We start from the raw sequence: 12,290 nt of genomic DNA, 5'->3' as shown, positions 1-12,290 counted from the left end.
CTCCTCACGAGGCTCGGTTCTTGCGTTCCATCAGCTGCATGATCAGCGGGGTCAAAATCAGCTGCATTGCGAGATCCAGCTTGTTTCCGGGAACGACGATGGAATTCGCCCGGGACATGAAGGAATCGTGGATCATCGACAGCAGGTAGGGGAAATCGATGCCGCGCGGCTTGGCGAAGCGAATGACGAGCATCGATTCGTCGGGAGTCGGTATCCAGCGCGCGATAAACGGGTTGGACGTATCGACGATCGGAACACGCTGGAAATTGATGTCCGTAAGTGTGAACTGGGGTGTGATGTAGCGGACATAGTCCGGCATGCGGCGCAGGATCACATCCATGACCGCCTCGGTCGAATAGCCGCGCGTTGCCCGGTCGCGATGGATCTTCTGGATCCATTCGAGATTGATAACCGGGACCACGCCGATCTTCAGGTCGGCATGGCGGGCAAGGTCGACCTCATCCGTCACGGCGCAACCATGCAGCCCCTCATAAAAGAGCAGGTCGCTCGGCGGAAAGTTGCGCCATGGCGTGAAGGTTCCGGCCGGCGCTTCATGCACCTTCGCCTCATCCTCGTCGTGAATATAGCTCCGCGTCTGGCCCGTGCCGCGCCGGCCATATTCCCCGAAAACTTCCTCGAGCTTGTGCAGTTCATTTGCATCGGCATGAAAATGCGTGAAGTTGGGATTGCCGCGTTGTTCTTCCTCGGCGACCTTTTCCTTCATGGCGTTACGGTCATACTTATGGAAGGCGTCGCCTTCGATGAACGCCGCTTCGATCTCCTCGCGCCGGAAAATCAGTTCGAAAATGCGCTTAACCGAGGTGGTCCCGGCGCCTGAAGAGCCCGTGATGGAGATGATGGGATGCTTTGCTGACATGGTCGTCTCCCATCAGGCTCTGAACAGGCCACGGTTGCTGAAGAGCGGTGCTCGCTCGCCGATGCTGCTTGGCTGCGTGTGATACCGGCTGATCCGGGCGACTTCCCGGGACGAGCCGAATACCAGCGGAACCCGCTGATGCATGCCTCGCGGCGTCAGCCCGAGAATGCGATTTTGCGTGTCGGTTGCGGCGCCCCCGGCCTGCTCAATTAGAAAAGCTACCGGATTTGCTTCGTAGACGAGCCTGATCCGTCCCTCGCCATAGCTCTTGCGCCGGTCGCCGGGGTAGAGAAAGACGCCGCCGCGCACGAGGATGCGATAGGCCTCGGCAACAAGCGAGGCGACCCAGCGCATATTGAAGTCGCGTCCCCGGGGGCCTTCATTGCCCTTGAGGCAATCGTCGACATAGAGACGTACAGCCTCGTCCCAATGGCGGTAGTTGGCCGTGTTGACCGCAAACTCATGGGCACGGTCGGCAATGACGATGCTCTCATAGGCCTGGACAAAGGTGCCGAGCCTCGAGGAAAACACAAAGATGTGGGTGCCGCTGCCGAGGGTCAGAACCAGGGCGAGCTGCGGTCCATAGATAAAAAAGCCGGCAGCGAGCTGAGCCTCCCCTTTTTGCAAAAAGGAAGCATCAGGCTCGCTGTCCGGTTCACCAGCCACCGGGAGGATGGAGAAGATTGTCCCTATCGAGACATTGGTGTCGATGTTCGAGGAGCCGTCGAGCGGGTCGATGGCGAGCGCCAGGGGTGCTGAAGGGTTGAGAATGGCCGGATGCTCAAGTTCCTCCGAACCGTAGACCGCCACGGGGGCCTGCCGCATCGCTTCGATGAACATGTCATCGGCAAGGATATCGAGTTCCTTTTGTGTGTCGCCACCCGCATTCCTGTTGCCCTGGCTACTCGCGAAAGCCTTTCCCAGAGCCCCCTGATTGATGGTGTTGCGCACCTTGACGGCGGTGAGAGAAAGGTGGCGAACGACGGCGGAAACCGCGATGCGGATCTCGTCGCCCTTTTCGCAATAGGACCCAAGAAAGGCGTCTAGTGTCGCCGTGGTCATCGTATTCCTCCCGTGCCTGACGTCTCCCCGTGTCAAGCTTCGGGTTCATGGAAACAGCTTCATATCCGTAAGTAAAATTTAATATATTTACTGGATCACTAAATTATTTTAACTTCGTTGGATGCGAAATCTTACCCTCAAGCAATTGCGTGCAATCCAGGCCATCATGAAGCACGGAACCATCGCTGCTGCTGCAAACGCGCTTCGCCTGACCCCGCCTGCGGTCACAATACAGTTGAAGCTCGTCGAGGAGGAGGCGAAGGTATCGCTGTTTGACCGGACCAATGAAGGGCTTCGCCCTACTGCCGCTGGCCTCGCATTTCTGGATGCCGCCCAGATGATCGAAGAGAGGCTGCGTGTCCTTGATGACGAGATTGACGCAATCAAGGGCGTGCGGGTCGGCAGCCTCAATCTCGGCGTCGTATCAACCGCGAAGTACTTTGCGCCGCGGCTGATGGCGACCTTCAGGAACGAACATCCGGATATTGCCATCAAGCTTCTTATCGGCAACCGGGCCGAGACCATTGCCAGTCTCAAGAGCCATGAGGTCGACATCGCCCTGATGGGCCGGCCACCAAAGGATATCCCGCTCCGCTCGGCCGTATTCGGCGATCACCCCCTTGTCGTCATCGCCGCTCCAGACCATCCCTTGGCCAAACGCCGTGACATAACCAAGGAACGCATAGCCCAGGAACACTTCCTCGTACGCGAGCCCGGATCAGGGACACGCATCTCTCTCGAGATCTTTCTGAGCGAGTTGCCCGGGAGGCTCGATGATCTTGGAACCGAAATGTCGTCGAACGAAACGATCAAGCAGGCGGTCATGGCCGGGCTCGGCGTCGCATTCATTTCTGCCCATACGATCGCCCTCGAACTCGAAGTCGGCAAACTGGTCATGCTCGACGTGGTCGGCATGCCAATCCGCCGGCAATGGTTCTCCGTGGTACGCACCGACCGCACCCTGTCGCCTGCCATGAAGGCGTTCCAGGATTTTCTCAACCGCAAGGGCGCGCAGTGCCTGCCTTTCTTCGACAAGCTTTATCCGGATATGGGCAGCATCCACAGATAGCGCAAACAGACCGGAAAATGCTTCGCCCGATGGTTGACTCATTGCTCGCGAGCAATAGGTTGCAGTCTGATTGTCGTAGGGGTCATTCGTGAATTCACCGTTTTATCGCGCTCTGCTCTTTGCAATCTTGCTCGGACCCGCGCCGGCAATGGCCGCCGTCAAAACGATCTACCTGACATTCGACGACGGCCCGCTCAACGGAACGTCGAATATCCTTAATGTCCTGGACGCCGAGCAAGTGCCGGCAGCGTTGTTCATGGTCGGTTTGCATGCCGAGGCGAGCAAGGAACGGCAGGCGCTCGTGGCAAAAGCGAAGTCGCTGCCCTTCGTGACGATCGGCAATCACAGTTACAGCCATGCCTATAACCATTACAATATTTCTATGCTTCGGTCGAAGGGCTCCTTGCCGACCTCGCCAGGGCGAACAAGGTTCTCGGATTGAAGGGTCCACCGATTTATGCACGCCTGCCCGGGCGAAACGTCTTCCGCCTGCCCGACATGTCATCCGACGACATGGCGATCGGCAAACCGGAGGATCACCGCGAGGAGCCCGGCTTCGAATTCGTGGCTGCCTCCGGCTACTATCTTTACGGCTGGGATCACGAATGGGTACACGACGACAGCGGCAAGCCGGTGCAGAGTGTCGATCACCTCGTCAGCGAGATCGAGCATCTTTTTGCCTACGGTAAGCTGGCAAGACCGAACAAGCTGATCCTGCTCATGCATGACGAAATGTTTCAGGACAGCTTCAACGGAACAGCCAACCTGCAATCGCTCATCGCGTCCCTCAAGAAACGCAGCTACAAGTTTGGACAGATTTCTGCTTTTGACGACTAGTTCAAATGATGAACTTGCAACCCTGGTATATCTGGTTCACGCAAGAGTTGCAAAATGGCGGACTATAGCCAGTGGATTGGCTATATTCACGGAGGGGCGTGGTACCATCGTCCAGGACGATCGTAGTCGCCGGTACAAGCAAGGAGATTTCCATGGGACTGATGACCCGTTATTTCCGCGGTGCGGCGCTGTCGCTGTTCGCCATCTTGTTTTCGGCGAGCATGGCATCGGCGCAGGTCGGCAAGTCAGGCTGCTCGCTGCAGCAGGTCGGTGGCACATCTCGCCAAATGCTCAAGTGCACGGGTGGCTTGACGATCATTGCTGAAAAGGGTGCCCGCTACTCGCTTGTCGACCGCAACCGGGACAACCGTGTGGACGGCGTCCGGCTGCAGAGCAAGGCGCTGCTCCTGGACTTCGCCCCGGGTTCCGGCACCGGGTTCCAGGTCACAACGCCACAGGCGATCGCTGCGGTGCGCGGCACGAAGTGGGCGGTCGATGTTGGTGCTGGCAAGACTTCGGTCTTCGTTGAGCGTGGGCAAGTCGGCGTGCAGCGACCCTCCGCAAATGCCGGGGTCGTTCTCGGGCCCGGCGAAGGTGTCGATGTCGCTCAAGGCACGAGCCCCCTCACCGTGAAACGCTGGCCGCGTCCCCGCGTAGCGGCATTGATGGCACGCTTCGGCCAATAATTTCATGAGCGGAAAAGCGCTCCAGACGCTGATCGCCCTCGTTGTCGCAGGAATTTGGGGCGCAGGGCTTGGCCTTGCGCATCTGCGCGGCGACATGTGGTTCATCGATCGGGTCGAAGCGACAATGACCGACCTGCGGACAGTCATCCGTGGCCAGAAGCCAGCACCTGACGTCGTCACCATCGTTGCCATAGACGACGAGGCTGTCAGCCAAACTGGCAGTTATCCCCCGGCGCGAGCAAAGCTTGCCGAGTTGATCGACGCAATTGCCGCCTTGAAGCCCAAGGTCATCGGCGTGGATACGTTGCTGATCGATCCGGGGCCGGCCGAGGGCGACCAACGGCTGGTTCAGTCTCTGGCCAAAGCACCGGTCGTGCTTGCGGCGGCGGCCGTTTTTCCGCAGGGTCAGCAACGAACCCAGAATGACGCCGCCGACCCGCTATCGGGCGTACCCGACGCTGAGCGCTTCCTGTTGCCCTTGCCTGCCTTTGGCGATGTGGCTGCGACCGGCGTCGTTAACGTGTCGACCGATCGAAATGGAACGCCACGGCTCGTTCCGATGCTGTTCAAGAGTGGCGGCGACATCGAGGCATCCTTTCCGCTTCGGGTGGTTTCAATTGCAAAGGGTGTCGAACCTGCCGTGGAACCCGGCAGATTGCTGCTCGGCGACGAAATTATCCGAACCGATATCGGCCAGGGCCTGCCGCTGAGCTTCTATGGCACGCGCGGGTCGATCAGCACCATCAGCGCCGCGGACGTGCTTGCTGGTAAACTGTCACGCGAAAGCATCGAGAACCGGATTGTCGTCATCGGAACCACCGTTACCGGCGGTGGTGACGTGTTTCCGACACCATTCGATCCGGTATTGCCGGGAGTGGAGGTTGTTTCCACAGCGATAACCCACTTGATGAGCGGTGGCGCTCTCATCCGCGATCACACCGTCAGGCTGGTCGATGCGGGATTCGCTGCCGCCCTTCCCGTCATCCTGGTCAGCCTTCTCGCCTGGCGGCGCAATGCCATTGGCCTTATCGCAGCGTTATGCGTGGTTCTTGCCTGGTTCGCACTCAACCTCGCCGCCTTCTTCAACGGTGTCTGGCTGAGCGCCGCCGTGCCGCTGGTTGCGGCCATCCCGCCGGCACTCGCCTTCGGAGCAACGCAGTTGTGGATCGGAAGGCGACGGGCCCAACATTTTGCTGAACAGAGCAAGCTTCTGCAGCAAGTGCAGGCGCCGGGACTCGGCAACTGGCTGGCGCGCAATCCCGATTTCCTCGCAGCGCCGGTGCGCCAGGATGCCGCCGTCGTGTTTGTCGACCTTTCAGGGTTCACCGGTCTAAGCGAAACCTTGGGACCCAACGCAACGCGCGAACTCCTCAACGGATTCTACCAGCTGGTGGACGAAGAAGTCGCCGCCAGCAGCGGGTCGATCACGAGCTTCATGGGCGATGGCGCCATGATCCTTTTCGGATTGCCCGCGTCGCGTCCCGATGACGCGCTCAATGCCGCCCATTGCTGCGTTGGCCTTTGTGGCCGGACGCGCGCGTGGCTGGATGCGCTGCCTGAGGCCGTCAGTTCCCGTATAGGCTTCAAGGTCGGCGCCCATTTCGGCACGATCGTGGCTTCGCGGCTGGGGAGCGGCACGCGCCAGCAGATCACCGCGACGGGCGACACGGTGAATGTCGCGAGCCGGTTGATGGAAGTGGCCGCAAGCAACGGGGCGGAACTGGCGTTGAGCGAAGAAATTTTGCGCGCCGCCGGGGAGAATGCCGATCCATTCAAGTCGGGCGTCCTTCGCGGTCCGCTCGAGACCAGGATACGCGGGCGCGCAGGGTCAATCGCCATATGGCTATGGCGAGGCAAGGCTTCCGACAGCGCGCGCGGGCAAATTGAAATATCGAAGTAAAGATCAGTTGCCGACACGCCTGTAATAGCGCGCGACGGCGTTTCGTCGCTGCGGATGACGCCTGTCTTGGCATCAAGGCAAATGGTACGGCAACTAAGCAGCTGCAGCCGTTGTGATATTTTAGCCAACTTACTGCGCGGGCAGACCCAGACGGGGTCATTGCCTGTTAACGGCGGACACCACCTGCGGGGAGGGGTAATAAGTATTCGTTCAGTAAATCTTCCGGACATAAAGTTGTGCACTGCACAAAACCTTTCGCGGTCGCGGACAATACAACCTAGGGTATAAATTTTGCTGTCATTGCCTGTTTTTCGTCTTTGTGCAATGCTACCTTTGGGCGCCTACAGATTGCATGTTCATGTCCACAGCCGATGTCGGCAGGGAGGTGGCAAGAAATGGCTGTCGTACTCATTCTGGTTCTAGTAGCGGTTGCGTCAGTTCTGTTTCATCTGTTGAGTCCCTGGTGGTGGACGCCTATTGCCTCCAACTGGCACTACATCGACAATACAATCATCGTCACTTTCTGGATCACCGGCGTTGTCTTCGTCGCGGTTGTCCTTTTCGTTGCCTACTGCGTCTATCGTTTCCGCCACAGGCCGGGATTGAAAGCGCACTACGAACCTGAAAGCCGTAAGCTCGAATTCTGGCTCGCGACGGTAACCGCCATCGGCGTTGCGGCAATGCTTACGCCTGGCCTCTTCGTCTGGCATCAGTTCGTGACCGTCCCGAGCGACGCCACTGAAGTCGAGGTTGTCGGGCAGCAATGGCTGTGGAGCTTCCGCCTGCCGGGCGCCGACGGAAAACTCGGCACGTCGGAGACGCGCGATGTGACCAGCGATAATCCGCTGGGGATCAATAAGAACGACCCGGCCGGGCTCGACGACATAATCATTTCGGGCGGCGAGCTGCATCTGCCGATGGATAAGCCGGTAAAGATGGTGTTGCGCTCCATTGATGTGCTGCACGATTTCTACGTGCCGGAGTTCCGGGCCAAGATGGACATGGTGCCGGGCATGGTCACCTATTTCTGGTTCACCCCGACCCGCACCGGAACATTCGAAGTGCTGTGCGCCGAACTTTGCGGCGTCGGTCATCCGCAGATGCGCGGCACCGTCATCGTCGACAATGACGAGGATTACAAGACGTGGCTTGGGCAGCAGCAGACCTTTACGCAGTTGATGGCATCGGGAGAGACCAAGACCGTGAACTGAGCATGCGCTTTTCGGGAGACGAAGCGATGAGCATTGAGGGAGGCAATTGATGGTCAATATTCCATCCAGCATGGACGACCCCATCCCGCCGGCGGAAGTCGAAGATGTGGAGCTCTATCATTCGCACAGTTGGTGGACGACCTACGTCTTCAGCCAGGATGCCAAGGTTATCGCCATTCAATATTCGATGACGGCAATGGCGATCGGCCTCGTTGCGCTCGTGCTTTCATGGCTCATGCGCCTGCAACTCGGCTTTCCGGGCGTTTTCACCTTCATCGATGCCGAGCGCTATTACCAGTTCATCACCATGCACGGCATGATCATGGTCATCTACCTCCTGACCGCCCTCTTTCTCGGCGGGTTCGGCAACTATCTCATACCGCTTATGGTCGGCGCTCGCGACATGGTGTTTCCCTACGCCAACATGCTGAGCTACTGGCTCTATCTGCTCGCCGTCTTGATACTTGTTGCCAGCTTCTTTGCGCCCGGCGGACCGACAGGCGCCGGCTGGACGCTCTATCCGCCGCAGGCTGTTCTTTCAGGCACCCCCGGCGGCGCCGATTGGGGCATCGTCCTGATGCTTCTGTCGCTCATCTTCTTCATCATCGGCTTTACGATGGGCGGGCTCAACTATGTGGTCACCGTGCTCCAAGGCCGTACCCGCGGCATGACGCTGATGCGCCTGCCGCTGACGATCTGGGGCATTTTTACCGCGACCGTCATGGCCCTCCTCGCTTTTCCTGCCCTTTTCGTTGCCTCCGTCATGATGCTGTTCGACCGCCTGCTGGGGACGAGCTTCTTCATGCCGGCGATTGTCGAAATGGGTGAGCAGTTGCAGCACGCCGGGGGAACCCCAATCCTCTTCCAGCACCTTTTCTGGTTCTTCGGGCATCCCGAAGTCTATATCGTTGCCTTGCCGGCATTCGGCATCGTCTCAGATCTCATCAGCACCCACGCGCGCAAGAATATCTTCGGATACCGCATGATGGTCTGGGCCATCGTCATCATCGGCGCGCTCAGCTTCGTCGTCTGGGCGCACCACATGTATGTCAGCGGCATGAACCCCAACTTTGGCTTCTTCTTTGCGACGACAACGCTGATCATCGCCGTGCCCACGGCGCTTAAAGTCTACAATTGGGTGCTGACTCTCTGGCGTGGCGACATCCATCTCACGCTGCCGATGCTGTTTGCCCTCGCCTTCATCGTCACCTTCCTCAATGGCGGGCTAACCGGTCTCTTCCTCGGAAATGTCGTCGTCGATGTTCCGCTATCCGATACTTTGTTCGTGGTTGCTCACTTTCACATGGTGATGGGCGTCGCGCCGATCCTCGTTGTTTTTGGTGCGATCTATCATTGGTATCCGAAGATTACCGGGCGGATGATGGACGAGACTCTCGGGCGTATCCATTTCTGGGTGACGTTCCTGGGCGCCTACCTGATCTTCTTCCCGATGCACTATCTCGGCCTGCTCGGCATGCCTCGCCGCTACTACGAAATGGGTGAAACCGCCTTTGTGCCGCCCTCAGCACATTCGCTGAACGAGTTCATCACCATCGTGGCGCTCATCGTCGGCGCCGGCCAGATGGTGTTCCTGTTCAACCTCTTCTGGAGCGTCCGGCACGGCAAGGACGCCGGTGGTAATCCGTGGCGGGCAACCACGCTCGAATGGCAGACGCCGACGACACCGCCGCCGCACGGCAATTTCGGCAAGGACCTGCCGATCGTCTATCGCTGGGCCTATGACTACAGCGTGCCGGGCGCGGCGGAAGATTTCATTCCGCAGAACCAGCCCAACGACGACCGGATATCGAGGGAACCGTCTTGAGCGCGATCCTCATCTTCCTCGCGGCGCTTGCCCTCATCATCACCTGGTGGATGGCGCAACAGCGGCTCATGTCAAAACCCTGGCTCGAAGTCGGGCATGCCGGCGACACGCCCCAACGCGAAGGATCTTCCATTCCAACGGCAAAGATCGGGCTCGGCGTCTTCCTCGCAGTCGTCGGCGCCTTGTTCACGCTGCTGATCAGCGCCTATTTCATGCGCATGGGCCTCAATGACTGGTGGGCCGTGCCGATCCCGGGCCTGTTGTGGTTCAATACTGCCCTGCTCGTTGCAAGCAGCCTCGCTTTGCAGTGGACCAAGGCAAAGGCGCAGCGGGGTAATCTCGAAGCCGTGAAGGCCGGACTTGGCCTCAGCTTCGTAACCTCGGTCGGCTTTCTCGTCGGTCAGATCCTGGCCTGGCGTCAACTGACAGCGGCAGGGTATCTTGTCGCCGACAACCCGGCGAACAGCTTCTTCTACCTGATCACCGGCATGCACGGCCTGCACATTTTAGGCGGCCTCGTCGCACTTGGTCGCACATCCTTCAGGGCTCTCAAAGGCGTGCCAGCCAAGGCGATCTGGCTAAGCGTCGATCTGTGCGCCATGTACTGGCATTTCATGCTGCTCGTATGGCTGATCCTTTTCGCCCTGCTTGCGGGCTGGGCGAACGATTTCGTCGAAATCTGCCGGCAATTGCTGACTTAGAGGTGTGACGATGCACGAAACCACAAAGACCAAGCCTGGCATTGCCCTTCCTCCGCTCGCTCCCGGAATGCAGGGCTTCGCCTCCGACTGGGCCTCCGACCAGCGGGCATTCAAGAATGTCTCCTGGGGCAAGGCGATGATGTGGATCTTCCTGTTGAGCGATACATTCGTTTTCGGATGTTTCCTCCTTGCCTATATGACCGCGCGCATGTCGACCACCGTGCCCTGGCCGAACCCCAGTGAGGTCTTCGCGCTCAATATTGGCGGGCAGGACATTCCGCTTATTCTCATTGCGATCATGACCTTCGTATTGATCAGCAGCAGCGGCACCATGGCCATGGCGGTGATGTACGGCTACCGGCGGGACCGCCGCAAGACCGCCGCGCTCATGCTCCTTACCGCGCTCTTCGGCGCGACCTTCGTCGGCATGCAGGCCTTTGAATGGACCAAGCTGATCCATGAGGGCGTCCGTCCCTGGGAGAACCCCTTTGGCGCGGCCCAGTTCGGATCGAGTTTCTTCATGATCACCGGTTTCCACGGCACGCACGTGACGATCGGCGTCATCTTCCTCATCATCATTGCCCGCAAGGTTTGGCGCGGGGACTTCGATCAGGAAAAGCGCGGCTTCTTTACGAGCCGCAAGGGACGCTATGAGATTGTCGAGATAACGGGCCTCTATTGGCACTTCGTCGATCTCGTCTGGGTCTTCATTTTTGCTTTCTTCTATCTGTGGTGAGGTGGGTCACATGGCACAGACTGCAGCACATGCCGAACATCAGGAACATCCGATCAAGCTCTATCTGCTTGTCTGGGGGCTGCTCTTCGTCCTCAGCGTCTGTTCCTATCTCGTCGATTATTTCGGCCTGCACGGATATTTGCGGTGGGGCCTGATCCTCATCTTCATGGTGCTGAAGGCCGGGCTTATCGTTGCTGTCTTCATGCATATGGCCTGGGAGAGGCTAGCGCTCATCTACGCCATCATCGTGCCGCCCGTCCTGGTCCTGGTATTCGTCGCGATGATGGTTTCGGAGTCGCACTATACGCTGCTGACCCGGGTCAACTTCTTCGGCGCCGGCCCGTGATCTAGTCTCTCGCGCTTCGCTCAACTGGAAACGGCGCCATCTGGCGCCGTTTCCATTGTGCCTAAATGAATTGATCGTCGTTACGCTGCTGTCGGCGCAGGCACGACAATCTTCTTGTAGAGATGCCAGGTCGCGTGGCCGAGCACCGGGATGAACACGGCCAAGCCGACGAACAAAGTCAGGAAGCCCACGAGAAGGAGCGCTGCAACGATCAAGCCCCAGAGCGCGATCGGTACGGGATTGGCAAGCGTTGCCTTCACGGAGGTGACGACCGCCGCAAAGGCGCCGACGTCGCGATCGAGGAGCAACGGAAAAGCGATCACTGTGGTGCACAGAACGACCACGGCGAAAACGAAGCCGATAGCGTTGCCGAGCAGGATCATCCTCAGGCCCTCCGGAGTCTCGAAAACCTGGCTCATGAATGTGCCGATCGATGCGGGGACCTGATCACCGAAGAGGTTCGTATAAAGCGTCTGGGCCACCAGTATCCAGGCGACGAACAGAACGAGAAGCATGACGCCGACCGCGATGATGGATGGGATTGCCGGCGAGTGGCGTACCTCGAAGGCATGGCTCCAGGACGTGTCGAGATTGAGTTCCCTGCGCCTGCTGATCTCGTAAAGGCCCAGCGCCGCGAACGGCCCGACCAGTGCAAAGCCCGACATCAGCGGGAAGAGCAGCGGCAGCATGTTGGCTCCGGATGTCCAGCGTATCAGGACCAGACCGGCTATCGGATATATCAGGCAGAGAAAGACATAGTGCGAGGGCTTGTCCCAAAAATCATCGAGCCCCTCGCGCAGCGCGGCAAAAACATCGGCCACACCAATTCGACGAACCTCCGGATAGACGTTCGTTTCATTCGCACCAGCTATCACGTGAAATTGTGCCATGAACAATTCTCCCAATCTCGTTTCGAGCGGGAAAGGTACCGGGGGCACCGTGCAAAGGCGGGGCCAAGGGACCTAAACCTGCACAAGCAAAACATAACCTGATCGGCATGCATTTGCCAGATCTATCGGCAACCGCTGGTAGAAAGGCCG

The 12,290-nt window shown here is 58.8% G+C and carries 13 protein-coding genes; 10 read left to right on the top strand and 3 right to left on the bottom strand.

Annotated elements, in window-relative coordinates:
* Positions 1-4 precede the first annotated feature (4 nt).
* Both HQ945_RS19955 and HQ945_RS19950 read right to left on the bottom strand, forming a co-directional pair.
* On the bottom strand, positions 5-877 hold the full coding sequence (locus HQ945_RS19955) for a phosphoribulokinase (protein WP_027232911.1): 873 nt from the start codon (positions 875-877) through the stop codon (positions 5-7).
* 12 nt (positions 878-889) lie between these two features.
* A complete protein-coding gene (locus HQ945_RS19950; RefSeq protein ID WP_113280410.1) occupies positions 890-1,939 on the bottom strand; it encodes a class 1 fructose-bisphosphatase in 1,050 nt (349 codons plus the stop codon).
* 121 nt (positions 1,940-2,060) lie between these two features.
* Here HQ945_RS19950 and HQ945_RS19945 point away from each other — a divergent pair, with 121 nt between their 5' ends.
* From HQ945_RS19945 to HQ945_RS19905, 10 genes are all read left to right on the top strand, one after another.
* On the top strand, positions 2,061-3,008 hold the full coding sequence (locus tag HQ945_RS19945; protein ID WP_027232913.1) for a LysR family transcriptional regulator: 948 nt from the start codon (positions 2,061-2,063) through the stop codon (positions 3,006-3,008).
* A gap of 88 nt (positions 3,009-3,096) precedes the next feature.
* The gene (locus HQ945_RS22985) at positions 3,097-3,450 is read left to right on the top strand and encodes a polysaccharide deacetylase family protein (protein ID WP_343051280.1); all 354 of its coding nucleotides are present in this window, start codon (positions 3,097-3,099) and stop codon (positions 3,448-3,450) included.
* Positions 3,447-3,845: a polysaccharide deacetylase family protein gene (locus HQ945_RS22980; RefSeq protein ID WP_246272738.1), complete on the top strand. Its 399-nt coding sequence runs from the start codon at positions 3,447-3,449 to the stop codon at positions 3,843-3,845. Before HQ945_RS22985 ends, HQ945_RS22980 begins: the two co-directional genes overlap by 4 nt.
* Positions 3,846-3,997: 152 nt before the next feature.
* Positions 3,998-4,531 (top strand): FecR domain-containing protein, encoded by a 534-nt coding sequence (locus tag HQ945_RS19935; protein ID WP_425500677.1) that lies wholly within the window; start codon positions 3,998-4,000, stop codon positions 4,529-4,531.
* Between the two features lie 4 nt (positions 4,532-4,535).
* Complete coding sequence (locus tag HQ945_RS19930) at positions 4,536-6,431, top strand: CHASE2 domain-containing protein (RefSeq protein ID WP_174208437.1); 1,896 nt, start codon at positions 4,536-4,538, stop codon at positions 6,429-6,431.
* A 395-nt stretch (positions 6,432-6,826) separates the two neighbouring features.
* Positions 6,827-7,642 (top strand): cytochrome c oxidase subunit II, encoded by an 816-nt coding sequence (locus tag HQ945_RS19925; RefSeq protein WP_113280408.1) that lies wholly within the window; start codon positions 6,827-6,829, stop codon positions 7,640-7,642.
* 49 nt (positions 7,643-7,691) lie between these two features.
* Entirely contained in the window at positions 7,692-9,467 is a 1,776-nt protein-coding gene (ctaD, locus tag HQ945_RS19920; protein WP_162737158.1) for a cytochrome c oxidase subunit I, read from the top strand.
* Complete coding sequence (locus tag HQ945_RS19915) at positions 9,464-10,168, top strand: cytochrome c oxidase subunit 3 (RefSeq protein ID WP_113280407.1); 705 nt, start codon at positions 9,464-9,466, stop codon at positions 10,166-10,168. Before ctaD ends, HQ945_RS19915 begins: the two co-directional genes overlap by 4 nt.
* Before the next feature lie 10 nt (positions 10,169-10,178).
* Positions 10,179-10,904: a heme-copper oxidase subunit III family protein gene (locus HQ945_RS19910; RefSeq protein WP_027232920.1), complete on the top strand. Its 726-nt coding sequence runs from the start codon at positions 10,179-10,181 to the stop codon at positions 10,902-10,904.
* Between the two features lie 10 nt (positions 10,905-10,914).
* Positions 10,915-11,250 (top strand): cytochrome C oxidase subunit IV family protein, encoded by a 336-nt coding sequence (locus tag HQ945_RS19905; RefSeq protein WP_027232921.1) that lies wholly within the window; start codon positions 10,915-10,917, stop codon positions 11,248-11,250.
* A gap of 80 nt (positions 11,251-11,330) precedes the next feature.
* On the opposite strand, the gene HQ945_RS19900 is transcribed toward HQ945_RS19905, so the two are convergent.
* Complete coding sequence (locus HQ945_RS19900) at positions 11,331-12,140, bottom strand: DUF2189 domain-containing protein (protein WP_027232922.1); 810 nt, start codon at positions 12,138-12,140, stop codon at positions 11,331-11,333.
* Positions 12,141-12,290: the final 150 nt, after the last annotated feature.

This window comes from Phyllobacterium pellucidum, from assembly GCF_013327855.1.
GTDB lineage: Bacteria > Pseudomonadota > Alphaproteobacteria > Rhizobiales > Rhizobiaceae > Phyllobacterium > Phyllobacterium pellucidum.
Note: the sequence above shows the minus strand (reverse complement) of the source record. Positions and strands in the feature narration are given on the sequence as shown.

Bases quoted from the DNA above. Each gene is read 5' to 3' on its own strand.
- HQ945_RS19955 (WP_027232911.1), bottom strand. From the start codon at position 877: ATGTCAGCAAAGCATCCCATCATCTCCATCACGGGCTCTTCAGGCGCC.
- HQ945_RS19950 (WP_113280410.1), bottom strand. From the start codon at position 1,939: ATGACCACGGCGACACTAGACGCCTTTCTTGGGTCCTATTGCGAAAAG.
- HQ945_RS19945 (WP_027232913.1), top strand. From the start codon at position 2,061: ATGCGAAATCTTACCCTCAAGCAATTGCGTGCAATCCAGGCCATCATG.
- HQ945_RS19935 (WP_425500677.1), top strand. From the start codon at position 3,998: ATGGGACTGATGACCCGTTATTTCCGCGGTGCGGCGCTGTCGCTGTTC.
- HQ945_RS19930 (WP_174208437.1), top strand. From the start codon at position 4,536: ATGAGCGGAAAAGCGCTCCAGACGCTGATCGCCCTCGTTGTCGCAGGA.
- HQ945_RS19925 (WP_113280408.1), top strand. From the start codon at position 6,827: ATGGCTGTCGTACTCATTCTGGTTCTAGTAGCGGTTGCGTCAGTTCTG.
- ctaD (WP_162737158.1), top strand. From the start codon at position 7,692: ATGGTCAATATTCCATCCAGCATGGACGACCCCATCCCGCCGGCGGAA.
- HQ945_RS19910 (WP_027232920.1), top strand. From the start codon at position 10,179: ATGCACGAAACCACAAAGACCAAGCCTGGCATTGCCCTTCCTCCGCTC.
- HQ945_RS19905 (WP_027232921.1), top strand. From the start codon at position 10,915: ATGGCACAGACTGCAGCACATGCCGAACATCAGGAACATCCGATCAAG.
- HQ945_RS19900 (WP_027232922.1), bottom strand. From the start codon at position 12,140: ATGGCACAATTTCACGTGATAGCTGGTGCGAATGAAACGAACGTCTAT.